24 protein-coding genes are annotated in these 24610 nt (G+C 48.6%); 10 read left to right on the forward strand and 14 right to left on the reverse strand.

Annotation, left to right across the window (positions count from 1 at the left end):
* Window positions 1-84 precede the first annotated feature (84 nt).
* Both DESAL_RS16370 and DESAL_RS16375 read right to left on the reverse strand, forming a co-directional pair.
* Complete coding sequence (locus tag DESAL_RS16370) at window positions 85-1647, reverse strand: hydantoinase B/oxoprolinase family protein (protein WP_015853086.1); 1563 nt, start codon at window positions 1645-1647, stop codon at window positions 85-87.
* 18 nt (window positions 1648-1665) lie between these two features.
* A complete protein-coding gene (locus DESAL_RS16375) occupies window positions 1666-3636 on the reverse strand; it encodes a hydantoinase/oxoprolinase family protein (RefSeq protein ID WP_015853087.1) in 1971 nt (656 codons plus the stop codon).
* A 333-nt stretch (window positions 3637-3969) separates the two neighbouring features.
* Here DESAL_RS16375 and DESAL_RS16380 point away from each other — a divergent pair, with 333 nt between their 5' ends.
* From DESAL_RS16380 to DESAL_RS16390, 3 genes are read left to right on the forward strand one after another with little or no spacing between them, the layout of a single operon-like run.
* A complete protein-coding gene (locus tag DESAL_RS16380) occupies window positions 3970-4944 on the forward strand; it encodes a TRAP transporter substrate-binding protein (RefSeq protein WP_015853088.1) in 975 nt (324 codons plus the stop codon).
* A 6-nt stretch (window positions 4945-4950) separates the two neighbouring features.
* Window positions 4951-5436 (forward strand): TRAP transporter small permease subunit, encoded by a 486-nt coding sequence (locus DESAL_RS16385; RefSeq protein WP_015853089.1) that lies wholly within the window; start codon window positions 4951-4953, stop codon window positions 5434-5436.
* Complete coding sequence (locus DESAL_RS16390) at window positions 5426-6763, forward strand: TRAP transporter large permease (protein WP_015853090.1); 1338 nt, start codon at window positions 5426-5428, stop codon at window positions 6761-6763. The genes DESAL_RS16385 and DESAL_RS16390 overlap by 11 nt, the downstream gene beginning before the upstream one ends.
* A 69-nt stretch (window positions 6764-6832) precedes the next feature.
* On the opposite strand, the gene DESAL_RS16395 is transcribed toward DESAL_RS16390, so the two are convergent.
* From DESAL_RS16395 to DESAL_RS16420, 6 genes are all read right to left on the reverse strand, one after another.
* Window positions 6833-7642: a sugar phosphate isomerase/epimerase family protein gene (locus tag DESAL_RS16395; protein WP_015853091.1), complete on the reverse strand. Its 810-nt coding sequence runs from the start codon at window positions 7640-7642 to the stop codon at window positions 6833-6835.
* 28 nt (window positions 7643-7670) lie between these two features.
* Complete coding sequence (locus tag DESAL_RS16400; RefSeq protein ID WP_015853092.1) at window positions 7671-9407, reverse strand: M99 family carboxypeptidase catalytic domain-containing protein; 1737 nt, start codon at window positions 9405-9407, stop codon at window positions 7671-7673.
* A complete protein-coding gene (locus DESAL_RS16405) occupies window positions 9373-10077 on the reverse strand; it encodes a hypothetical protein (protein ID WP_015853093.1) in 705 nt (234 codons plus the stop codon). The genes DESAL_RS16400 and DESAL_RS16405 overlap by 35 nt, the downstream gene beginning before the upstream one ends.
* Window positions 10077-11345: a L,D-transpeptidase family protein gene (locus DESAL_RS16410; RefSeq protein WP_041722318.1), complete on the reverse strand. Its 1269-nt coding sequence runs from the start codon at window positions 11343-11345 to the stop codon at window positions 10077-10079. Before DESAL_RS16410 ends, DESAL_RS16405 begins: the two co-directional genes overlap by 1 nt.
* A gap of 298 nt (window positions 11346-11643) precedes the next feature.
* Window positions 11644-12939 (reverse strand): adenylosuccinate lyase, encoded by a 1296-nt coding sequence (gene purB, locus DESAL_RS16415; protein WP_015853095.1) that lies wholly within the window; start codon window positions 12937-12939, stop codon window positions 11644-11646.
* Between the two features lie 174 nt (window positions 12940-13113).
* On the reverse strand, window positions 13114-13401 hold the full coding sequence (locus DESAL_RS16420; RefSeq protein ID WP_015853096.1) for an FmdB family zinc ribbon protein: 288 nt from the start codon (window positions 13399-13401) through the stop codon (window positions 13114-13116).
* A 558-nt stretch (window positions 13402-13959) separates the two neighbouring features.
* On the opposite strand from DESAL_RS16420, the gene DESAL_RS16425 reads away from it, so the two are divergent.
* On the forward strand, window positions 13960-14478 hold the full coding sequence (locus DESAL_RS16425; RefSeq protein WP_015853098.1) for a hypothetical protein: 519 nt from the start codon (window positions 13960-13962) through the stop codon (window positions 14476-14478).
* A 57-nt stretch (window positions 14479-14535) separates the two neighbouring features.
* On the opposite strand, the gene DESAL_RS16430 is transcribed toward DESAL_RS16425, so the two are convergent.
* Window positions 14536-14964, reverse strand: coding sequence for a C40 family peptidase (locus DESAL_RS16430; RefSeq protein ID WP_245543756.1), 429 nt, complete (start codon window positions 14962-14964; stop codon window positions 14536-14538).
* A gap of 385 nt (window positions 14965-15349) precedes the next feature.
* Here DESAL_RS16430 and DESAL_RS16435 point away from each other — a divergent pair, with 385 nt between their 5' ends.
* The 6 genes from DESAL_RS16435 to DESAL_RS16460 are packed head-to-tail and all read left to right on the forward strand — an operon-like array spanning window position 15350 to window position 20444.
* Window positions 15350-17254 carry an NADH-quinone oxidoreductase subunit 5 family protein gene (locus tag DESAL_RS16435; RefSeq protein WP_015853100.1) on the forward strand — a complete coding sequence of 635 codons (1905 nt, stop codon included), beginning with the start codon at window positions 15350-15352 and terminating at the stop codon, window positions 17252-17254.
* Window positions 17254-18102 (forward strand): respiratory chain complex I subunit 1 family protein, encoded by an 849-nt coding sequence (locus tag DESAL_RS16440; RefSeq protein WP_015853101.1) that lies wholly within the window; start codon window positions 17254-17256, stop codon window positions 18100-18102. Before DESAL_RS16435 ends, DESAL_RS16440 begins: the two co-directional genes overlap by 1 nt.
* Before the next feature lie 4 nt (window positions 18103-18106).
* Window positions 18107-18541: an NADH-quinone oxidoreductase subunit B family protein gene (locus DESAL_RS16445; protein ID WP_015853102.1), complete on the forward strand. Its 435-nt coding sequence runs from the start codon at window positions 18107-18109 to the stop codon at window positions 18539-18541.
* Window positions 18542-18561: 20 nt separating this feature from the next.
* Window positions 18562-18933: an NADH-quinone oxidoreductase subunit C gene (locus tag DESAL_RS16450; protein ID WP_015853103.1), complete on the forward strand. Its 372-nt coding sequence runs from the start codon at window positions 18562-18564 to the stop codon at window positions 18931-18933.
* A 48-nt stretch (window positions 18934-18981) separates the two neighbouring features.
* Window positions 18982-20058 carry a hydrogenase large subunit gene (locus tag DESAL_RS16455; RefSeq protein WP_015853104.1) on the forward strand — a complete coding sequence of 359 codons (1077 nt, stop codon included), beginning with the start codon at window positions 18982-18984 and terminating at the stop codon, window positions 20056-20058.
* An 11-nt stretch (window positions 20059-20069) separates the two neighbouring features.
* Entirely contained in the window at window positions 20070-20444 is a 375-nt protein-coding gene (locus tag DESAL_RS16460; RefSeq protein WP_015853105.1) for a 4Fe-4S dicluster domain-containing protein, read from the forward strand.
* Window positions 20445-20527: 83 nt separating this feature from the next.
* Here the strand turns inward: DESAL_RS16460 and DESAL_RS16465 are convergent, their stop codons facing one another.
* From DESAL_RS16465 to DESAL_RS19875, 5 genes are all read right to left on the reverse strand, one after another.
* Window positions 20528-21742, reverse strand: a complete 1215-nt coding sequence (locus DESAL_RS16465) for an ABC transporter permease (protein WP_015853106.1) — start codon at window positions 21740-21742, stop codon at window positions 20528-20530.
* A complete protein-coding gene (locus tag DESAL_RS16470; RefSeq protein ID WP_015853107.1) occupies window positions 21742-22416 on the reverse strand; it encodes an ABC transporter ATP-binding protein in 675 nt (224 codons plus the stop codon). The genes DESAL_RS16465 and DESAL_RS16470 overlap by 1 nt, the downstream gene beginning before the upstream one ends.
* Window positions 22417-22428: 12 nt before the next feature.
* Window positions 22429-23658 carry an efflux RND transporter periplasmic adaptor subunit gene (locus DESAL_RS16475; protein ID WP_015853108.1) on the reverse strand — a complete coding sequence of 410 codons (1230 nt, stop codon included), beginning with the start codon at window positions 23656-23658 and terminating at the stop codon, window positions 22429-22431.
* Window positions 23659-23761: 103 nt separating this feature from the next.
* Entirely contained in the window at window positions 23762-23986 is a 225-nt protein-coding gene (locus tag DESAL_RS16480; protein ID WP_015853109.1) for a helix-turn-helix domain-containing protein, read from the reverse strand.
* A 9-nt stretch (window positions 23987-23995) separates the two neighbouring features.
* Window positions 23996-24535 carry a DUF2975 domain-containing protein gene (locus DESAL_RS19875; protein WP_015853110.1) on the reverse strand — a complete coding sequence of 180 codons (540 nt, stop codon included), beginning with the start codon at window positions 24533-24535 and terminating at the stop codon, window positions 23996-23998.
* Between the last annotated feature and the right edge of the window lie 75 nt (window positions 24536-24610).

A 24610-nucleotide genomic window follows, 5' to 3' on the forward strand; every position in this document is an offset into this window, starting at 1 on the left:
GAGTTTTATATAAGGAATAATTCCCGCGCTACACGGCGAAGCCCAATAATAGTTTTTCCCCTCTAGCCGCTGGAGACATAAAAATTATTTACCCCAGCCGCCGCCTCCGGGAGTTTCCATGCGTATGATATCGCCTTTCTTGAGCGGCGAATGAAACTTACCGGGCTTCACAATTTCCTCACCATCACGGATCAGAATATTCTTGCCGGGAGTTCCGGGACTTCCGCCCTGAAGACCGTAAGGCGCATTTACGCGACGCTCGGAAAGCACGGTGATTTCGCAACTGGAAAGCAACTCAATCTCACGCACCAGACCGTCACCGCCGGGGATTCTGCCTGCCCCGCCGGTATTCTTGCGGATGCAGTAGGTCTTTACGCGGAACGGATAGCTGTACTCAAGCGCTTCTACCGGAGTGTTCAGGGTGTTGGTCATGTGGGAATGGGTCGCATGCTCACCGCGACAGGTTGCGGATGCACCCATACCTCCGGCGAGGGTTTCGTAGTAGGCAAAAGGCTTGCCGGTACGCTCGTCCATCCCGCCGATGGTCATGTTATTCATGGTACCCTGGCTTGCTGCGGGAATGCGCTGCGGAATGGCTTCAGCCAACGCACCGAGAACAACGTCAACAACGCGCTGGGAAGTTTCTACGTTACCGCCTGCAACAGCCGCGGGGAAGTTCGCATCGAGAATGGAACCTTTGCGGGTCAATACTTCGATAGGACGCAGGATACCGGCGTTGGTAGGCACGTCACCTTCAATGAGTGAACGGAACACGTAAAGCACAGCGGAAAGAGTGATGGAACGAACTGCGTTCACACTTCCGGTCACCTGATCACCGGAAGCGGTAAAATCGAGCTTTGCACTATCGCCTTTCACTTCCATGGTCACGGAAATGGGTACATTTTCGCAATCCACGCCATCGCCATCCATGTAGTCGGTGAACTGGTAGGTACCATCGGGGATGGATTTAATGGTGTTGCGGGTGATGGACTCGGCGTAATCGTTCAGGCTGGCAGCGTAAAAGTCTACTTTCTGCAAACCATACTTCTCAATAAGTTCCTTGAGTCTGGTAACTCCGGTGATATTAGCCATGATCTGCGCTGCGAAATCGCCTTCACGTTCCACCGGTGTACGCACATTGTTGAGCAGTAGGGTCATCACACCGGGAACAATCTCGCCGTTTTCCACGATCTTTACCGGGGGAATGATGATCCCTTCCTGATAAAGGGAAGTAGAAAGCGGCATGGAACCGGAAGCCATACCACCAACATCGGAATGGTGGGCACGGTTAGCTACGTAAAAAGCAGGCTCAGTGGAACCTTCACAGAAAACCGGAGCCACAAGAGTGATGTCCGGCAGATGAGTTCCGCCCTTGAACGGGTCATTGAGCATGACCATATCGCCGTCTTTAAAATCGCTATTTTCAATGGCTGATTTCACAGAAAGCGGCATGGAACCTAGGTGCACCGGAATATGTGCAGCCTGCGCAACCATGTCACCTTTATGATCAAAGACAGCGCAGGAAAGGTCACGCCTTTCCTTGATGTTAGGGGAGAAAGCGGTACGGGTCAGGGTTACACCCATTTCCTCGGAGATGGCCGCAAACCTGTTCTTGAAAACCTCAAGGAGGATCGGATTCACATTCATTATATATAAACCTCCTGACTACTCGATGTCGAAAATAAGGTTGCCGTAGGGATCGACCTCACCCTTGGCAAAGGGCGGGATAACCAGAGTGGAGCTGTATTCGATGATAATTGCCGGACCGTCGACCTTGTTACCGGGCTTAAGCTTTTCACGGTCGAGAATACGTGTTTCCATTTTGGTGGAATCAAATACGGTCTCGGTGGTTCCGAGCAGTGCTTCGGGGTCCATATCAGACACCAGCGCACCAGCTTCCGGGAACTCCGGCTTGGTGGGCATACCCTTGGTGCGCAGTCGGATGTTGACGATTTCAACAGTTTTGTCATCGTTGCGGTAGCCGTAGTTCTGCTTATGCAGACGGGAGAATTCCTCAATCCAGTCTCCGCTGAAAGGCACAATGATCTCAAAGGATTGTCCCTGATAGCGCATATCCAGAAAACGCTCGACAATGATGTCTTCGTCAGAAAATCCCTCTTCTGCCAGATCAGCACGCCCCTGAGCTTCCAGAGGAGCGAAAAGCTCTTCAAGGTCTACGTCATTGGTATTGTGCTGGTCGCGCATGACGGTCAGGGAGTAGTCCTTGATAACGTCAGCCATGACCATACCTACAGCAGAAAGAATACCGGGATTGTTAGGAATGAACAGCTTGGGAATTGAGAGCAGCTTGGCAAGGAAAGCACAATGCATTCCGCCCGCACCGCCGAAGGAGAACATGGTGAATTCACGGGGATCAAAGCCGCGCTCAACAGAAATCACGCGGATAGCGCGCTCCATGTTGGTGTTGGCAATATCGAGGATACCTTCGGCCAGTTCTACCGGAGTAAGCCCCGCTTTTTCGGCCATTGATTCCATTGCCTTATTCAGCTTTTCTGTCTCAAGGGACATCTCCCCGCCAAGGAAATGCTCGGGAATGAGGCGACCAAGATAGAGGTTGGCATCGGTAACGGTGATTTCAGAACCTTTTCCGTAGCAGATCGGGCCGGGATCAGCACCGGCACTTTCAGGGCCGACAGTCAGCGAGCCACCAGCATCGAGACGGGCAATGGAACCGCCACCCGCGCCCACAGTGTGGATGTCAATCATGGGCACCTTGACCGGATAATCTTCAATAGCGGACTCCAAAGTCAGGGGCAGCTCTTCATTAATTAATGCAACATCAGAAGAAGTTCCGCCCATATCAAAGGTGATCAGACGGTCATAGCCCGCCATCTGTCCGATGGCATGAGCACCCACAGCACCGCCGGCAGGACCGGAAAGAATGGTCCGCACAGACTCATTCATCGCAGTCTCAGCGGAAATGGAACCGCCGTTGCTCTGCATGATACGCAGGGGATCATCACCGAGTGTATTCTGCAACTTAGTCAGATACTTGGTCATCTTCGGCGAAACATACGCGTTGATGACTGTGGTGGAGGTACGCTCAAACTCTCGGAATTCAGCGAGAATTTCATGAGAAACAGAAACAGGAACACCAACTGCGTCCAAAAGTTCGCGCATTCTGTTCTCATGATCGGGATTTAAATATGAAAAAAGAAGACAAAGTGCGACGGATTCGACACCGGAATCTTTAATTCTTTGCAAAATAACTTGCACGTTTTCTTCAGAAAAAGGCTCAATTTCGTTTCCTTCGTGATCGATTCTTCCTGTTATTCCGAAGCGAAGTTCAGAAGGAACGATATGCGGCTTTTTACAAAAAGATAAATCATAGAGATCGGAACGATTCTGACGGCCGATTTGAATCACGTCTTCAAAACCTTCATTGGTGATCAATGCGGTTTTTACACCTTTTCGCTCAAGAATTGCGTTGGTGGCGACAGTGGAGCCGTGAACGACTTGGACAGCCCGGTCTCCGGCTATATGCTTGATGCCGTTAATTACGGCCTCGGAAGGATCGTGGGGAGTTGAAAGACGTTTATGTACGCCCCATTTGTCTCCATCCTTATAAATAAAATCGGTAAATGTTCCTCCGGTATCTACTCCAATTATCAGCACTATATATCCTCCGATAAGTATTTCTAAACCGCCCTAACTAGATCTGCGATTTGTCATTTTCATTAGTGTATATTGTTCGATTCGAGCGAACATTACCCAATTTTGTCCACAATTAAAAGATTTTATTTTTGTAAAATTGTGTGTATAAACACTCTTGATTCACTAAATCGTCCCCAAAAACAAATTATCTATTTTTAAAATACTCGCAAAAACTGTTTCCATTTTTTCGAGTTTTTTAATTTTTCCGAAACATTAAAACCTAAATAACGGACAACTTTAAGAAAAGTATTTTTCAAATAACAAAAAAAGCAAAACTCAACACGGAGGTCACTCATGTTAAAACGGATCATCACTTCCTTGCTCATGGTTCTGGCATTCGCCATTTCCGCTCAGGCTGCCGACCTAAAGATGGACTGTAACGCCATCTACGGAGCTACCAACTTCCATTCCCAAGGCGCTAAGCTCTTTGCAGACAAAGTTGCCGAATACACCTCCGGTTCAGTACAAATAACCGTCCACCCCGGTGGAAGCCTCGGTTTCAAAGGCCCCGAACTTCTTAAAACAGTAAAAGACGGCACCCTGCCCATGTCCGACATTCTCATGGGTGTTGTTTCCGGTTCCGATCAGGTTTTCGGCGTAAGCTCCATGCCCCTGCTGGCAAAAGACTATGCTGAAGCAAAAAAACTCTACGAAGCAGCCAAACCTTATTATGATAAAGCCTGCCGCCGCTGGAACCAGAAAATGCTCTACGCCGCCCCCTGGCCTCCGAGCGGACTTTTCACCAAAGAGCCTCTGAACACCGCAGCTGATTTCGAAGGTCTCAAGACCCGTACTTACGATAAAAACGGTGCAGAACTGCTCCGTGCAGCAGGTGCCAGCCCCATGTCCCTTCCCTGGGGTGAGCTTTACTCCGCACTGCAAACCGGACTGGTTGATTCCGTCCTGACCTCCGCAGTATCCGGTAAAGACGGCAAATTCTGGGAAAACCTCAAGTATTTCACCAAAATCAACTACGCATTCCCCCTGAATATGATGGTCATCAACCAGGATTACTGGGATGCACTGAATCCCAAACAGCAGGAAGCAGTACTCAAAGCTGCTGCTGAAGTTGAAGCTTACCAGTGGGAACAGTCTGCAAAAAGCAACGATGATTCTCTTAAAATCCTTGCTGAAAAGGGCATTGTTATCACTGAACCTTCCAAGGAAATCAGCGATATGCTGAACAGAGATGCTAAACTTATGCTCGAAAACACCCTCAAGGGTGCAAAGAAAGGTTTTAAAGCAGCCATCAAGGCTTACGAAAAGTAGAAATCTATGCGTGCAATTATCAGGTTAATCGAAGGCCTCTCCGTTGGAGGGGCCTTTCTTTCAGCTGCCGGAATGATCTTCATTGTCTGTCTCGTGGTCATTGAGATTTTTCTGCGCTCCGTGCTGAACACATCCACACTTGTTTCCAGTGAATACGGTGGCTATGCCCTCGTTTATCTGATTCTGACCGGCCTTGCCTACACCATGAAAGAGGACGGTCTGATCAGGATCAATTTGCTCACCTCCCATTTTTCCGAAAACGGCAAACGTATTGCCGACATTATTTCCGGGATCTTAGGAGCAGCTATCACAGCATTCGCCCTCAATTACACTGTGCAGATGGTCTATGAAACATGGGACCTTGAAATGACTGCGGACACCATTGCCGAAACCCCGCTCTGGATTCCGCAACTGGCTATTCCTGTTGGACTGGCCCTGCTTCTGCTCCAGATTATCGCCTTTATTGCCAGGAGAGCCATTAATGATAAGTGATCCCTTGATGCTGGCCGTTGTCCTTGTTGGTGGCATGGTCCTATTTCTGCTTTCCGGCCTCTGGATCGGATTTTCCCTTTATGCGGCAGCTATCTGCGGCATGCTCTTCTGCAAGATGAACCTGCCGCCGACCATTTCAGTGTGGGATAAAATCGGCGACCTCATGGCGAACTCCCTGTGGAACACCATGAACTCGTGGCCCCTTTCGGCCCTGCCGCTGTTCATTCTTATGGGCGAGATCCTGTACCGAACATCAATTTCCACCCGGCTGCTCAATGGTCTGGTGCCTTGGTTATCCAATATTCCGGGCCGTCTTTACCACATTAACGTTGTGGCCTGCTCACTTTTCGCGGCAGTTTCAGGTTCCAGTGCGGCTACTACCGCCACAGTAGGTAAGATTACTTTCAATGAACTTTCCGAACGCGGTTACCACAAAAGCCTTGCCATCGGTTCTCTCGCCGGTTCAGGAACTCTGGGTTTCCTGATCCCCCCAAGCCTGATCATGATTATCTACGGCATCCTGTCCGACACATCCATCGGGCAGCTTTTCATTGCCGGGGTTATTCCGGGCCTGACCCTCGCCGGTGTGTATTCAGTCTACATCATTATTCGCTGTATGATGGATCCCACACTGGTACCGCAGGAAAAAGAAGAATTCACCACCGCCCAGCGCATTGAGTCATTAAAAGACCTTTTCCCGGTTTTCCTGCTCATCACCGTGGTGCTCGGCGGTATCTACGCCGGATTAACCACTCCTACCGAAGCTGCGGTTATCGGCGTTCTCGGTGCCCTCGGCATTGCCTTCTGGTTTAAGAACCTGACTCTGTCAAACTTCAAAGAAGCCCTGCTCTCCGCGGTAAAAACAAGCGGTATGATCTGCTTCATTATCTGCGGTGCGGCCTTCCTTTCTCAGGTTGTCGGATTTCTCGGCATTGCAACGGCGATCAGTAAATACATCGCTACCCTGAACCTTTCGCCGTACATGCTCATCATCGTACTCGGCATAATGTACGTCATGCTGGGCATGATCCTTGATGGTATATCAATCGTGGTCATGACCCTGCCCATCGTGCTGCCCATCGTAACCGCAGCAGGTTTCGACCCGCTCTGGTTCGGTATCTTCGTAGTATTCATGGTTGAGCTGTCGCAGGTAACACCGCCGGTTGGATTCTCTATCTTCGTCATCCAATACATTACCGGTGACGATGTTAAAGACATCCTGAAGGCAACCTTCCCGTTCTTTGTAATCATGGTCCTGATGGTAATTCTGGTAACAATATTCCCGGAAATCGTATTCTATCTGCCTGAAAAAATGATCGGAACCTAAGATAATTAAACAAAAAATCCCCGCAAAGTTAAACTTTGCGGGGATTTTTTTTGCTTAAAATTCAGTCTCTCAAAACAATTTAACAGCTACATGTTCGCGAAAATAAGAATACGTTACATCAAAATCTTCACGGTTGTGCGGTTCAAGGGTAAAAGTAGGCAGAGGATCTATTTCGCCTATGCGTGAGATTATGTAATCCCAATTCATGCTTCCCCGCCCGAGGGCAAGGTGCTCATCCTTGCTACCGTGATTGTCATGCAGATGTACATGCTTGATGTACGGAGCAAAAGCATTGAACCAGACATCAAAATCGTCATTCTCTGCTCCTTTGGAAAAAGAGAACCAGTGCCCAAGGTCAAAGCAGATACCTATATTATCTCGATCCAGATCAGTGACCAGTCTGGTAATGGCATCCGGGGTAAACTCATAGGTATTCTCAAGGCAGAGCGGTGGATGGTCCGGCCATGAATTACTTAAACGACGTATGCCTTCCACACAATTGGTATAGGAACGTTCAAAAAGCGGAGGCTCCAGCCAAGAAGTAAATGAGGGATGTAAAACCATCCGCTGAGGTGAGAAAAATTTTGCCAGCTCGAATGCGGTGAGCAAAGTATCGATGGAGGCATTGCGGATGGCAGGGTTCAGGCTGGACGGTTTGAGATCAAGAAACGGTAAATGTACCGTACATTTCAACTCGGCTTCTTCAAGACGATCCCGTACAGACATAAGCCAATCCATACTCAAACATTCATCACCCAGACAATCCAAACCCAGTTCGGGCTGAATTGAGTTTTCAATAAAAAAATCAAGATACTCAGGAGAATTGTAGATATAGCGCAGGGGAAGATTAACGTAGCAGGTCTCAAATTCTGGCTTCATCACACTTCTCCATTCCAGCTTATTTCACTTACTGCTCAAGCTCAGTCTGTAGATAGTCCGTTCCCTTGAACACCATCCGCCCAACAGGGACAAAAGTTGTAGTATGGCGCATAGTCAAGACCGTTTCCTTTCCGGATCGCACATTAAATGCTTCGCCCCATGAAATTGGGATATTATCCACAAAAGGCTGAATTTTGCAACGTTCTCCGTTACTCCAAACATCTTTTAAAACATAAGAATCAGGACTGACCTGCCTGATTTCTCCATCTATCCAGTTGATAAATTCAGACCTGCCGTCTTCATCCGCCAACTCAAGAGCCTTGATTTCACGAGGGACTATGGAAATATAAAATTCGGTACGCTTTTTACCGGGAGTTTCTCTGACAACACGGTAACGAGAAATTCCGTCAGGACCTTTGAGCATATATTTTTCCATGAAATTGGAGGGGTCAGCAATAATCTCATGTCCGACATCCTGCCCGCTGTTAACCATAACGGAAGCAACAAAGCCTTTAAGGTTCAGCACTTCCTCTTTGCTGCTGCCGAGGATTCCTTCCAGAATAATCTGATCCCCTTCAACTGCCTGCAAAGTTCCGCCAGCACTGATAAACTGGGGCTGACCATTCAGCCAGCAAAGGAAGACCGGACCGTTCACTTCCGGGAGATCGGGCTTGCTGCCCTTCCAGCGCACATTAGCAGTGGCCTGTCTGTTTCCGTCAATACGCACCTCAAGAGCCGGGAATTGAGACAGAGCCATACGCGGAGCAGTGAGCAGATTCAGATTCGGACGATCGCTGGCAAATACAGCCACAGCCGGTTCCAGCCCCGAATCAACAATGGTCTTGCCGGATGTTGAAACAGGTGCACCTCTGACCAGCTCAATGCTTTTTCCCCGCAAAGGCTTACCGTTGATCAGAACTTCAACACCCTGTCCATTCTGGGCTTTAGGAAAAGAAAAATCAGGAACTTCGAGCTCAAGACCGAATTCGTGCAGCAGGTAGACCGTAGCCCGCAACTGCTGGTCAACCTTCCAGCCCAGATCCATAATATCCTTGCTGACTTCAACAGCCATAGCCGGAATGCCTCGCTCATGCAAAGCATAGCAGGTCAGGGATTTTAACATTTCCGGATACTGGGTGGCCTTAGCGAATGTTTTGGTATTGAAAAGAGTAAACCAATAGGATTTATTACCAATTTTACTATTAAGCTTGTTGATAGTGCGCTCGCACATTTCAGCCAGTTGGATGTCCTTGTACACCGCAGCATCAATGATCAATGACTGCCCATAACGTTTGGGATTGCGCAAACTGTTAACGTACTTGGGATTATAAAATCCACTACCCTCGTGAAGATGAATAAAACCATCAGCTTCACCAATAAGAAAACGGATCGCCCGGGCAAGACGATCCTCGTAGAAACTATTGTATTCTTTGTCGAAGCGACGGTTCAGGTCGACGTTAATCTGTCTTGTACGGCGTAAAATGGAAGGCTCATTAGCACGGGGAACAATGATCAGATTCCCCTTGCGCACTGTGCAGCGGGTCAGCAACTGGGCTGTAAAAAAACCTGAAAGCTCATCACCCTGAATACCCCCCTGGACCATGATTGTCGGTCCCGGCTCGTTACCGAAAACCCATGTAACCCGAAGCGGATATTGCGTACCTTCAAAAAAGGTATAGTTCCTTACCTGCTGTGCCGCTGCCGGAAAAGCAAGACACAGTGTAAAAAGACTAATTAAGAACGCGCGACAGAGGATATACTTCACTGAAAATCAACTCACCCTTTTTAGTAGTGATCATCAACCTGATGCCGTAGACATCTTTCAAAGACTTCCCGGAAGGCAAACCGAAGCGGGTGCGGACAACCTTGAAACGCTGGATATGAAAAGACATATCATTTCGGTTAGCCTTGATCTGAACTCCTTTACCGTTGTTCTCGATCAGCTCAACGGTAGCAAGGCCGCTCAAAGCCGAAGCAGTCTGCAAGTTATTAAGATCGAAGCTTAAAGCCAGACTGTCACCGGATTTACGAACCTTAACATTCTCCACTCCGGCGCGCATCAAATTCTTGTAGAAAAGCAGTTTATTCAGGTCCACTACAGGGGTGGACTCAACCCTCTTTTCTTCCACCGGAACAGCGGCAAGCAGGGACTGCAATTCATTGGGATCGTAAGAATCGAGGATTTTGTTGACGTTCTCCAGTCTCTCAAGCTGCACAGAAGCATCGTTAAGCGCCTTCTGCAACTCAATCTTCTCCTGCTTCAGCTGATCATTCTCACTCCAGAAAGTGTATCCTGCCCATGCACCGGCTCCGGCGCATACTGCGAGCATAAACACAACCCAGAAAAGAACCCTCAGCCAGAAAGGGCTAAGCCGGTAGCGTTTAACGGTATCATCGTCGCGCATGAAAAGAACATTGTACTTGGTATTGCCCATCAGAGCTTTCTCCATTGTTCGTCAACAATCCGCCAACTATCATTTTCAGGACGGATAACCAGTTTTTTTAAACCCTTATCGCTGTACCCGGAAGAATCCGAATATTTCTGTTTGAATACAGCCAGCAACCCTTTTGGATGTTCCCGCAAAGAGAACTTACCGAATTCAACAGATGCGGGCTTGCGTTCTTTCCAAATGGAAGTCTTATTTTTCCTGATGGACTCAGCTCCCCTCCTACGCCCTTGCTTGGCGCGGGAATCATAATAGGAGATATATTCATCCATATCTGCTGAAAGCCAGCTTTCCTTCCATTTATTGAGAAATTTTTCAACGCCTTCCCGCTTGGTGGCGAGATATTTATTCTTAAGCGAATGGATAGAAGGACCGTATTCACGACCTACAATCTTCCATTGTCCATCAACTTTCTGCCAGTAAAGTCTTTTGGAAGATGAAGAAGAAAGTCTGCCGGAGCGATAGTACTGGTCAAACCAGGTTACCCAGTAATCGGGACCGCGTAACGCACGCAGGTTATACAGCTCAATATCAATCCATCCGGCCCGGGCAAAAATTCTTTTCTTCCTATTCTTAAAAGCCTTGAAAGGGCGTCTTTCAGACTTTGCAAACAGCTCCGGGGAATAAGCCGCAAAAAAGGCATCGTCACGATCTTCCCAGTCTGATGCCCATTTATGAACAAGTTCCCCCAGCTCAACGGCTTCAACTGACTGATCGACAGTGCCGTTATTCCAGCCTACTTTTTCTCCGATAACAACAGGCGCACCGGGCTTAATATTCTCATCCAGATAGTCCATGTCAGAATTGACAAGAGCCACACAACCCTGAGTATCCATGGGAACAAGCTCTTTTCCCCGGCCATGAATCCATATTCCATATCCGGTTTTACCTTTGATACGGTCTACCGGATTGGGAAAATTCAAAGGGAAAGCCATTTTCCCATACAAGGTATAATTTTTCAGACCGGTCCGTTTTCCGGTAGTGAAGTAAATACCTTCAGGAGTTTTGAGATCCCCCTCCACAACTTTGTCTCCGGCGACCTGACCGGTGGCACAGGTAAAACTCGCCTCAGCATGGAGCGGACTTTTATGGACCAGCAGATGCAGCTTTTGTGATTCCTTATCAACAGCTAAAATGTAATCAGGAACCAGCGGGGTCGGGTCAATTACAGGTTCCCATCCCTTAGCAAATGCAAGGGAAGTAAGACCTGCCAGCAACAAAATGGCTGCCGTAAACACTCTAAAAAAATACTTCATTCCCAACCCGATACTCCATCGCCTAAAAAGCAAAATGACGTAATAAATGACATTACCATCTATTAAGGTGGAATCAAAACATCTGCCGATTTTTTGATTCACTAATCAACAACTTACGCTACTACAAAACTGCAAAAGACGTATTTACAATCAGCTTCCTTACAACACTTTTTCATTATTCAAAAGTAGCTTTTTAAGACCCTAACATGAATGTAGAAGTACTGCAAAAAAGAAGACCCGGCGCAGCCTAAACAACTGCGCCGGGGCTAAAAATCAGTTCAAAACAAAACTTTTCAAGCTATTCACCGAATACTCTTTTGAAGATCATATCTTCATAACGGGTATAATAGCCCATATCAAAAGCTTCATCGAGGGCACCACTATCAAGGTGAGAATTGATAGTTTCATCCTTGCGCACTTCATCAGGGAAAGAAACTTTATTTTCCCAGCAGTGCATAGCAACTTTCTGAACCATCTCGTAAGCTTTCTGACGCTCAAGTCCGGTTTCCACCAGAGCGATGAGAACTCGCTGGGAGTAGAACAGACCGTAGGAAGCCATGAGGTTGCGATCCATGTTGTCGCCGTTGATCTTCAGTCTTTTGATTACTCCGGTCATACGGCCGAGGATGTAATCGGCAAGGATGGTGGAGTCAGGCATGATAACCCTTTCCACGGAAGAGTGGCTGATATCGCGCTCGTGCCAGAGAGGCATGTTTTCCATGGAAACAAGACCGTTGGTACGCAGCAGACGGGAAAGACCGCAGAGGTTTTCAGCGGAGATGGGGTTCTTTTTATGAGGCATTGCAGAAGAACCTTTCTGGCCCTTGCTGAAACCTTCCTCAACTTCCAGAACCTCGGTACGCTGCAGGTGTCTCAGCTCAACACCGAGACGCTCAATACCGCCACCGAGCAGGCCCAGTGCAGTAAAGAAGTCCGCATGACGGTCACGCTGTACAATCTGAGTGGAAATGGGGTCTACACCGATACCGAGCAGTTCGCAGGTGATGCGCTCTACTTCAGGATCAAGCATGGCGTAGGTTCCCACTGCACCGGAAATTTTACCTACACTGACGCTCTTCAATGCATCAGCAATGCGCTCGCGATGACGGGAGAACTCAGCATAGAAACCTGCCATTTTCAGACCGAAGCTGGTGGGCTCGGCGTGGATACCGTGAGTACGGCCCATGCACATGCGGCCCTTGTTAGCGTGAGCCATTTCCTTAAGTGCTTCCAGAAATTCATCAAGGTCGTCCAGAATCATCTTCCCGGCACGGCTGAGCATAACTCCGTTGGCGGTATCGACAATATCGGAAGAAGTGCAGCCAAGGTGGATGAAGCGGGAGGAAGGACCTACTTTCTCTTCCACTGCGGTCAGGAAGGCGATAACATCGTGCTTGGTCTTTTCTTCGATCTCAAGGATGCGATCCAGTTCAAAATCAGCTTTTTCACGGATGATCTCCATGTCTTCAGCGGGGATACGGCCAAGCTTGTGCCATGCCTCGCAGACAGCGATTTCAACTTCGAGCCACACTCTGAAACGGTTCTCCAGAGTCCACAGTTCACCCATAGCGGGACGGGTATATCTTTCAATCATTTTACCAATTCCGGTTAGTTGTTCTGAAAGTAAAGGTAATGTTTAAGACGACCAGGGCCAACCATATTATAAACAGCAGGCCGGGACAAGACACAGGGTAATTTTATCGGTAAGAGTTCGAAGCCCAAAAAAACAGACGGCCCGGCATACACCGGGCCGTCTGGCCTTTATCAGCTAGCTTGATGCGCTGTCGGAACTCTTTGCGGAAGAATCCGAGGATGTGGATGCAGTGGTACCGCTTCCCGCCGGACTGGAGTTACCGGTTTTCCCGGCAGCCGAGTCGGTTTTACAGTACCCGGAAGAATACCAGCCTCCGCCTTTAAGCACGAAGGAGGAATGGGAAAGGACCTTAGTGGCTAAACCACCGCAGACCGGACATTCCAGCTCTTTATCTTCAAAGCTTGTCTGCCATTCTTCAAATATCTGCTGACATTCATGACATTGGTATTCATAAATCGGCATAATACCCTCCAATAAAAAAAGGCACGCCATACCTCTCGACTGAGGCTGGCGGACCTGTCCCTGAATATGAGGGGGCTGAACCGGATCAGTCCCGCTTAATGCCGGCCTAAGCCTGCGCGGGGACTGAAACAGAACAGTAAAATAACTTAGCTGGCTGCTGCAGCCTTTGCTTCTGCGATGCGAGCTTTGATTCTTTTAGCTCTACGATGACGTTTACGCTGAAGTTCTTTCTTTCTTTCGATCTTTTTGTGCCTACCCATTTGGAGGACCTCCTGAATATTTTTTTCGTACTTGCTGCACGATTATATGCTGCAAAGAAGGTGTCAGTACCCTAGAAAGGATGCAATTGTAAAGAACTTAAGCTAACACAATTGCCCGCACACCGCCCTACATTCAACAAAATATTTTTTTCACAAACTAAGTGCCTTATATTTAAGAAAATTTTAAGACAGCCTTGATTTTACCCCTTGACTACAGTCCGCATCATGAACATATAAAACTTTCCCTGCCGGAAGCAGAGTAAATACCCTCCGGCGAAAATCCTGTGAGGAGAAAACCATGAAAAAAGCCAAGCCAAATAAAGCATTCAACCAAGCTGTCGAAGATATATCCGAAGTTTTCATGTTTGACCACTGGATGAGATTCTACTTCATCTTTGAAGAAGGCAAGAAACTGACAGTCAAGGTCCCGGAAGAAATCTGTACTCAGGTTGATAAAGAATACCCCAGCCTGAAAGGTCTACTCGATCTGATGAATAACGAGGAAATCGACCAGCAGAAATCCATGAATACCGTCTGCTCGTTCATCGGCGCACGCTTTGACGGCACCAAGTACAGCAGCAAGATTGTTCCCAAGGTTTTCGACTCCAAAGATTTCAAAATGGAGATGTATCTCTTCAACCTTTGGATCAAAGGACACGAATCCTACCTTGAATCCGAAGTTATGACTTTCAACGACTGGCAGGAACTCTATTCCGGCTGGAGAGAGCAGGACGAAGTTAAAAACTATGTGGAAAGACTGGGTAATGCCGGAAGCGGCGCACACATCCAGCCTCCGACCTGCTCTACTGTTCAGTAGCGGCAGAGTACACAATAAGATTAGAAAGAAAGGGAGCTTGCAATGCAAGCTCCCTTTTTAATTGATAACTCTACGCGCCCCGATATAGTATTTGCGCCAGTAATTCTTTTCCATGGACTCTTCACGAACCTTATGTCCGCTCTTGGGGCTATGAATAAATGAGTAGCCATTTCCGGAATATATTCCGGTATGCAGGCTTTTGCTCTGTCCGGGAATTTTGAAAAGAACGATATCTCCAGCCTGAATTTCATTTCTACTTACGGCCCTACCAGCTCCCTTCTGTTGCCATGAAACGCGCGGAACACTAATCCCATGACGATGGTAGACCCACCAGACCAGCCCGGAACAATCAAAGCCCTCTCTAGGCGAAGAGCCTCCCCATTTATAGGGTTTACCGACCTGAGCCCGCGCACTTTTGACCACCGATGATTTCAGCGATGAATGCGAAACGCGCCCGCCGCCATCCGCACCGGGAAGTCCAATCACCTTTTTTCCGCACCCGGAGATCAAAACCAGCAAACTACAAAAAATAATCAGCCGCAAAATTCGATTATTCACAAATTCCCATCTATTCATAGCATAGTTTCTATCCTGAAAAATCGGCATTAACAATAGATTTAACCACTATCACCCAATGAGCTGGTTAAATTTTTCACAAAATAATTTTCAATTATCAGCAATTTCTATAGGTACATAAACCCATTTCATCTCAATTAGCTGTTGACTTTTCTTCGAATTTTGAAGACTAATTTGTACAGTTTAGGTGATAATTGTGAAACATTTTCAAGAGTTACACGAAACCTAAAAAGTTCACACGGCTGAGGCACTTTTTCCAAAATCTGGTACAACATCGCGTTACAGTGAGGTCCGTATGTTGCCCATGATGTTAGTTCTGGCCATCTTGTTGCCCTTGGTGGCTGCTGTCGGCTGCTACTTTCTGCGAGTAAGCGCGATCAGATCCCTGATCGTTCTTGCTACAGGTGTAGTTCTTGCCGCGGTCTCCCTTGCCCTGCTCGGTCAAGGGTCTTTTACCTATTCTCCAGGTACAATTGTAGGAATCAGCTGGGATTCCCTCGTAACCCTGGCGGATTTTGCCCTGCTTTTCGTAATGCTCTATTACGCTTTCAAACTCAAAAATCAGATGATCAAGATCTTCGTGATCTTACAGATCATTCCGCTTGCTGCGTTTGAATTGTTCATCGTCGACCATGCGGTCGAGACTCCCGCTATCTTTGCGGACAGCCTCTCCCTGATCATGGTTGCCGTCATCTCCGTCATCGGATCGCTGATCTGCTTCTTTGCGATTCCGTACATGAAGGAGCATGAAGAACACATGCACTTGGTAAAATCCCGCCAGCCGCAATTCTTTTTCTTTCTCGTTCTGTTCCTCGGAGCAATGAACGGGCTGGTGCTTTCCAACAACATTCTCTGGCTCTACTTCTTCTTTGAAGTGACCACCTTCTGCTCTTTCATGCTCATCGGGCATGACCAGACCCAGATTGCGGTCAAGAATGCTACCCGCGCCCTGATGCTTAACGCACTCGGCGGTGTTGCTTTCGTCTTCGGTATGATTTGGGCCTACGCTGAAACCGGTTCCCTTGACCTTCAGGTCATCATTCAGGCCGGTCCCATGGGCGGCCTCATGCTTGCTCCTCTGGGTCTGCTCTGTCTCGCAGGTTTCACCAAAGCCGCTCAGGTTCCTTTCCAGAGCTGGCTGCTCGGAGCGATGGTTGCGCCGACTCCGGTCTCCGCACTGCTTCACTCCTCCACCATGGTTAAGGCCGGTGTATACATCGTCCTGAGACTCGCTCCCGCTTACGCAGGAACCTTCCTCAGCCAGGGTGTGGCACTCTGTGGTGCCTTTACCTTCCTTGCCTGTGCCGCCATTGCGGTCAGCCAGAGCAACGGCAAGAAAATCCTTGCCTACTCTACTATCAGTAACCTCGGTTTGATTATCTGTTGTGCCGGCCTGAATACCAGTTGGGCCATCACCGCAGCAATCATCCTGATTATCTTCCACGCAGCCTCCAAGGCCCTGCTCTTCCTGTGCGTCGGCACAATTGAGCACGGTATCGGCAGCCGCGACATTGAAGACATGCACGGCCTGTATCTCAAGATGCCCCGTACTGCGATCATCACAATCGTGGGCGTCATGACCATGCTCCTGCCCCCCTTCGGTGTTCTGCTTGGTAAGTGGATGGCTATCGAATCCGCATCCGGCGACATGTTCGTAATTACCATGCTCGCTCTCGGTAGTGCGGTTTCCCTCGTATTCTGGGCCCGCTGGGCAGGTATCCTGCTCACCGCTCCCCTGCGCGACAAAGTTCCCGCAGAATCCCAGAGTGTGCTGACTAGACTGACCCTGACCGCTCTTGCCGGTATCGCAGTGGTTCTGTCTTTCTTCTCACCTGTCATTTACACCAAGCTCATTGAGCCTATGGTCGGCAAGTCCTTTGAAATTACTGCTGGCGTATTCACATCACCCATCGGTGTCTTTGCTGTTTACCCCATCTTCATCATCCTTGCTGCCGCGTTCATCTACTCATGGATTGAGACCAAGAAGTCTGCAACCGATAAGACTTCCCAGACTTACATGTGTGGTGCCAACGTTCCCGAAACCGGTGTTCAGTCCTTCATCGGACCCATGAACGGCCCGGTAGAACTCAAGGCAAGCAACTACTACATGAAAGAGTTCTTCGGTGAAGAAAAACTCACCCTCTGGGTCAACTTTGTTGCTCTTGCTCTCATCGTTCTTATGCTGGGAGGGGCTCTGTAATGAAAACTTTAATTCTCATCATACTCGGCATCGTTATTGCTCCTATTCTGGGCGGCCTTATTGCCGGTCTGGACAGACGCATTACTGCGCGCCTGCAGTCCCGCTTCGGTCCCCCGCTCCTGCAGCCCTTCTACGATGTTGCAAAACTGTTCGGTAAAGAAAAAGTTGTCAGCAACTTCTGGCAGGTTTTCTGCTCATGGGTTTACCTCATTGCAGCAGCCCTGTCCGTAGGTCTGCTCTTTGCCGGAAGCGACCTGCTCCTGATCTTCTTTGTTCAGGCTATCGGAGCTGTATTCCTGGTCATGGGTGGTCTTTCCACTCCTTCCCCTTACAGCCAGGTCGGTTCTCAGCGCGAACTGATTCAGGTCCTGACCTACGAACCGCTCCTCATCCTCGTTTTCGCATCCATCTTCATGGTAACCGGAAGCTTCAGGATTGATGAGATTCTGGCTTACGAACAGCCTCTGCTTGTGCAGCTGCCGCTCATGTTCGTAGTCCTCGGTTATGCTCTGACCATCAAGCTGAGAAAATCCCCCTTTGACTTCTCCACTTCCCACCACGGGCACCAGGAGCTGGTTAAAGGTATGCTTACCGAGTTCTCCGGTCCTTACCTTGGCATCATCGAAATCGGCCACTGGTATGAAACCATCTTCATTCTCGGTATCTGTGCCCTCTTCTGGCACACCAGCCTGGTAGGTTGCGTACTCTTGATCGCCTCCACCTACTTTGCAGAGCTGATCATTGATAACACTATGGCGCGCATGACCTGGCGCTGGATGCTCAAGTACGTATGGAGCATCGGTCTGGCCATGTCTTTCGTCAACCTCATCTGGCTGTACGCAGGTTAAGCTTATGTTCAAGAAATTCATTGGAAATTCACGCGCCAAGTCTCCGTGGATCATGCATTTTGACTGCGGAAGCTGCAACGGCTGCGATATCGAAGTTCTGGCATGCCTGACACCGCTGTACGACGTTGAACGTTTCGGTGTTGTCAACGTGGGTAACCCCAAGCACGCCGATGTCCTTCTGGTGACCGGAACCGTCAACCACAGGAACGCAAAGGTCCTGCGCAACATCTACGATCAGATGCCTGATCCTAAAGGTGTTATCGCAATCGGTGCCTGCGGCCTGTCCGGCGGTGTTTTCCGCGAGTGCTACAACGTTCTCGGCGGAGTCGACAAGGTAATCCCGGTTGATGTTTACGTCCCCGGCTGTCCGGCGAAACCCGAAGCCATCATCGACGGCGTGGTCGCAGCCCTTGCCAAGTTTGAAGGCCTTAAAGGCTAAACCTTACGAGGGGTAAGATCGTGATTGAAAATCAGATAGATGTAACTCTGGAAAGCCTGGTAGGCGAAGTATCCAAGATGAAGAGTGACGGGCAGCGCATGGTCACCTTCTCCTGCACCACCATCGGTGACGGACAGGCGGATATCATCTACCATTTTGATAAAAACGAAGTACTCACCAACCTGCGCCTGACCGTGGACATGGATAAACCCGTGCCCTCCATCAGCGGCGTTTACTTCGCAGCACTGCTCATCGAAAACGAAATACAGGACCAGTTCGACATCAAGTTCGACGGCCTCGTACTCGATTTCGGCCGCAAGCTGTACCTTGACGACGAAGTGACCATCATCCCTATGTGTAACAACACAAAGGCGATGAAACCTAAAAAATAACTCGTCTTCCCGGATGAACCCAAGACGATAACAACTATAGGGTAAATTATGGCACGTACCATCATACCTTTCGGTCCGCAGCATCCGGTTCTCCCGGAGCCGCTGCATGTGAAGCTTGTCGTGGAAGACGAGATCGTACAGGAGGCCATTCCCGCACTCGGATACGTTCACAGGGGTCTGGAAAAACTCGCTGAAATCCGCGATTACCACCAGATGATCCAGGTCGTTGAACGCGTCTGCGGTATCTGCTCCAACATCCACTCAATGTGCTACTGTCAGGGCATTGAGGAAATGATGGGTATCGAGGTTCCTGAAAGAGCCGAATACCTCCGCACCATCTGGTCCGAACTTCACCGTATGCACAGCCACCTGCTCTGGCTGGGTCTCTTTGCCGATGCTTTCGGCTTCGAAGCCCTGTTCATGCAATTCTGGCGCATCCGTGAACGCATTATGGACATCAACGAAGCTACCACCGGTAGCCGCGTTATCACTTCCGTTAACGTAGTCGGCGGTGTCCGTCAGGACCTGACTCCCGAGATGTGCTCCTGGATCCTTTCCGAAGTTGATACCTGTGAAAAGGAAATCAAGGAAATCCAGAACACCATCCTCAACGACTACACAGTTTGCGCACGTACCAAGGGCGTTGGCACTCTTACCAAAGAGCAGGCCTATGACCTCGGCGCAGCAGGCCCGACCCTGCGCGGTAGCGGTGTTGCTTCCGATATGCGTCTTCTGAAGTACGCAGCATTTGATAAAATCGACTTCGAACCCATTGTCGAAACCGACGGCGACTGCTGGGCACGCTCCACAGTTCGTTTCCGGGAAACCCTGCAGTCCGCAGACCTCGTAAGACAGGCCATTGCCGGACTTCCTCAGGGCGACATTGCAGCTCCCTGCAAGGGTAACCCCGAAGGCGAAGTTATAACCCGCGTGGAACAGCCCCGCGGTGAATGCCTCTACTACTTGAAAGGTAGCGGCAAGAAGTTCCTTGACAGGGTCCGCATCAGAACTCCCACGTTTGCGAACATTCCGCCTCTCCTGGCGATGCTTCCCAACTGCGAACTGGCTGATGTTCCGGTTATCATTCTGTCAATCGACCCGTGCATCAGCTGCACGGAACGCTAGGAGGCCGAGACATGCTTAACATGACTCCCACTGTACTGAAGAACCTCCTTCAAAAAAGCTCCACTCGCATGTATCCCATCGAGAAACGTGAGCCTTTTGAACGCTACAGAGGTGAACTGTTCAATAACATTGACGAGTGCATTTTCTGTAAAAAATGCCAGATTAAATGCCCTTCACAGTGCATTACCGTCACTAAAGATAAAGACAGCGGCACCGGAACATGGATCTGCGATCCTTTCGCATGCGTCTACTGCTCCATCTGCGTTGACCACTGCCCGACTAACAGCCTGTACATGAAACCTGTACACCGCGCCCCGTCCGCAGAACGCGAAATGATGGAACAGACCGGTAAGGTCAAGCCGCCCAAGAAAAAAGCCAAGAAATAATTCAAAGCTTAGTTCGAACTACAAAAATCCCCGCAGCCTTATGGTTGCGGGGATTTTTATATTAACTGATTTAGTCGGATCAGTTACTCGTGCCGCAAAGCATCAATAGGATTCATCCGGGCTGCGCGCCGCGCAGGAAAATATCCGAAAACAATACCGACCAATCCTGAAAACAAAAAACTGACCAGGATAATTCGCATATCAACAACAAAAGGAATCTTCATATATCCGGTCACAGACAATGGAAGCAACAGCCCGATAGAAATACCCAGCAGTCCGCCGAAAAGAGAAAGGACCACCGCTTCCACCAGAAACTGAACAAGAATGTCCTTCTCCTGCGCTCCCACAGCCATACGGATACCGATTTCCCGGGTCCTCTCTGTTACGGAAACAAGCATAATATTCATGATCCCGATCCCGCCGACCAACAGGCTGATGGCTGCAATGGCGCTTATAAATGTTGTAAAAATCCGAGTCTGTTTTTTAACGGTCTTAATAATCTCTTTCATATCTTCAATGGCGAAATTATTACCGTGCCCGGGCGGGACTGGACGGCGTTCAAGCATAACCTGCTTTAGTTGCCTTTTGAGCGCGGTGGAATCCTGACCGGGACCACAGCCAACAATAATCATCCCCACCTCTTTATTACCGGAAATCCGACGCTGAAAGACTTTAAGGGGAACAAGAACAATATCATCCTGTTCCTTGCCGGCCATTGACCCGCCTTTAGACTTAAGCACTCCGATAACCTGATAAGCAAAACGATCTACGCGGATAAATGAACCAATGGGGTCCATTCCTTTAAAAAGATTCTTGCTGACTTTCTCACCGATAATACAGACAGACTTACCCGCTCTTTCTTCACTGGTGTTGAAAAATCGCCCCGACTTGACCCGCCAATTCCTGATGGAGAAATAACTGCTCTCAGTTCCGGTAATAGCTGTCTGACAATTGTTGTTCCCGAACACCGCAACAACTGCGGATTCCGAAACAGGTGCTACCCCGCCGCAATCAGGAAATTCACGTTTGATGGCTTCAACATCTGAATTTTTGAAGGGGACCAGATTAGAAGTCTCCCCGGCAAAGCCTACACCGTTTTCCTCATCAGGATAGATCATAATCATCCTACTTCCGAGGCTGGAGATCTCGTTGGTCAGCTTTCTGCTGGCTCCCTGACCGATTACAACTACAGCGATAACCGACCCTACACCAATGACAATCCCAAGCACAGTCAAACAGGACCGAAGTTTATTGCGTAACAGTGTGCGAAAAGAAAGCAATACGGCTTGCAAAAACATCAATGACCTTCCTTAATTATCTTCCCATCGCGGAACTCGATGGTACGCGAGGCCCAGAGAGCCATTTCCGGTTCATGAGTAACCATAACCACTGTAATGCCATGTTCAGCCTGTAATGAAGTCAACAATTGCATGATCTCATTACTGCGTGCGGAATCAAGGTTTCCGGTTGGCTCATCCGCAAGCAAGAGAAAAGGGTTGCAAACAATGGCTCGGGCAATGGCTACGCGTTGCTGCTGCCCGCCGGACATTTCCGTGGTGGTATGCATTGCCCGGTCAGCAAGCCCTACTTTATCGAGCGCAGCATAAGCCATATTACGTCGCTCTTTCTTACCCAATCCACGATAAACCAGTGGCAATTCAACATTTTCTAGAGCAGTTGTCCGGCTTAGCAGATTGAATCCCTGAAAAACAAACCCAAGATATCTGCGGCGTAAACGGGCCTTTTGACTCCGGCTCAACGAGGTAACTTCAAGCCCCTCAAAGAGATAACTGCCGGACGAAGGAGCATCCAAACATCCGAGAATATTCATAGTAGTGGATTTTCCAGAACCGGAACTGCCCATAACAGCCACAAACTCGCCATTTTCAATGGTCATATCTATACCGTCCAGTGCGCGCACTTCGGCACCGCCAGTACTATAGATTCGGGTGATGTTCTTAAGTTCAATCATTTCGCTGCCTGCCTACTCTAAGGATAGAATCATACTGCTTTCAGATACCGCTTCGACACGGGAGAGAATAACCTCGTCCCCTTCAGATAGTTGCCCATCAACAATCTGGGTGAAGCGACCATTAGTGCTGCCTTTACGAATCGCCACTTTTTGCGGAAGACCGTCCCTGAGAATCCATATGTTGGCATTTCTTGAGGAAGGAGTGTTGATGGAACTCTCAGGAACGGCATCCGCTGGAGAAAAACGCAAGGCTCCGTTAGGAATGATCAATTGATCGCGCACCTGTTCAATTTCAATCTTGGCCGCAGCAGTCATTCCCGGCCGCAACAATAAATCCCGATTGTCCACGGAAAATATTCCCACGTAGGTAACAACACCCTGTACCCGCTGCGGGGCATAACGCAGTTTGATAAATTTGGCAGGAAACTTTCTTCCCTCATAAGCATCGACGGTGAATACTGCTTTCTGACCTGCCTTGATCTTTCCCACATCAGCTTCATCAACATTCAGCTCAAGCCGCATTTCCTTGAGGCTGGTCGCCAGTGTATAAAGCTCCGGGGTATTCATCCCTGAAGAAACCGCCTGACCTGCCTCAACGTGACGGGTAAGAACCAAGCCATCAATCGGTGAAGTTATCGATGCTTTTTTAAGATTTGCCTCCGCTTCATTCAAATTTGCCTCAGCCTGACGGACCATAGCTCTTGCTTCGGCAAGATGTGCATCAGCCATGTCGCGGGCAGTAATCGCACTATCCAATTTCTTTTGGGAGACCGCATTTTTCTTGCGCAAGTTGCCCATGCGCGTGCACTCATTTTTCTTATCCTTCAAATCGACCTGTGATTTACGCACATTAGCGCGCGAAGACTCAAGAGCCGCCCGCAATTGATTAACACGGGCCTGCAATTCATCAGTGCTCATTCGGGCCAGAAGTTCTCCCTTAACGACCTTGTCATTGTAATCTTTGAAAATCTTATCGATTGTCCCTGATATTTCACAACCAACAATAACCTTATTGCGCGGCTGCAAAGTTCCGCTGGCAGCAACATCAACAGTGAAATTTCCTATACAGGCAACAGCTGTCTTGTACTCAACAACTTCCTCATCGCCATCAAGGACTACCGCAAGAACGCACCCGGCAATAACAATCAGAGCCAACAGGAAAATAAGTTTTTTCCGTTTACCCATTTGGCCTTCTTTGAGGGAATTTACGTCAATATTTCTATTTTCATGCTTAGCAGACATTTTCTTCCTTCCCGGTTTCAGGGAATAAAAAAGGCAGAACCGGATTTCCCCGGTTCTGCCGCAGGCCGGGACAACCATAACCCGGCCGGAATAAGGGGAGTCCTTAAATATTTACACTTCCTTGTTCATCCCGGAACTCAAGAATATCTCCGGGCTGACACTCCAGAAACTTGCAGATGGCATCAAGTGTACTGAACCTGATGGCCTTGGCCTTTCCGGTCTTGAGCACAGATAAATTCTGCGGGGTAATTCCAACGGCCTCAGCCAATTCTTTGGATGAAACTTTTCTTTTAGCCAACATCACATCAAGGTTAATAAGTATCGCCATATCAATCCCTTAAATTGTGAGCTCAGCTTCGTCCTGAAGCTTACGTCCTTCATCCATGACCCAAGAGATAGCGAGAATCACACAAGCAACAACGATATTTCCAAGATTTGAATCGTCAAATCCGATAGAAATAAGCCGATCCCCCACTGCATTATTCATGGTTGCTACGTACGTAACCGCAGTCTGGGTAAAAGGATAAACGATCTCACCAATAAGCAGTGCCCATGCAGCCTTCCTGTAGCATGCTGAATTCTCGGCAGTAAAAATCTGTCCCTGTGAATACAGCCCGAACAGCTTAACCAACTGCCAAAAACAGAACATACCCAGCACCATATAAGGAGCAGAAGCCAGAGCTCCCAGTATTTTTTGCCCCTCCGTAAGGGGAGCCAAATAATCTGAATCCAAGGTCAGCAAAAATTCAGGGATGAAATACGCATCCGGATCACCTTTAAACAAAAACCAACCGGCGAACTCAAAAACCGGAATTGCAATCAACACCAGCAAAAATGCATATTTCAGAAAAATGCTCATCTTCTTAATCTTATCCATCAATCTCTCCTTAAGAGTATTTCACCCGTTTTCTGATTCACGAATTACGGCAATGAATTACCGTTTGTCAATAAC

Source organism: Maridesulfovibrio salexigens DSM 2638, from assembly GCF_000023445.1.
Classification (GTDB): Bacteria; Desulfobacterota; Desulfovibrionia; order Desulfovibrionales; family Desulfovibrionaceae; genus Maridesulfovibrio; species Maridesulfovibrio salexigens.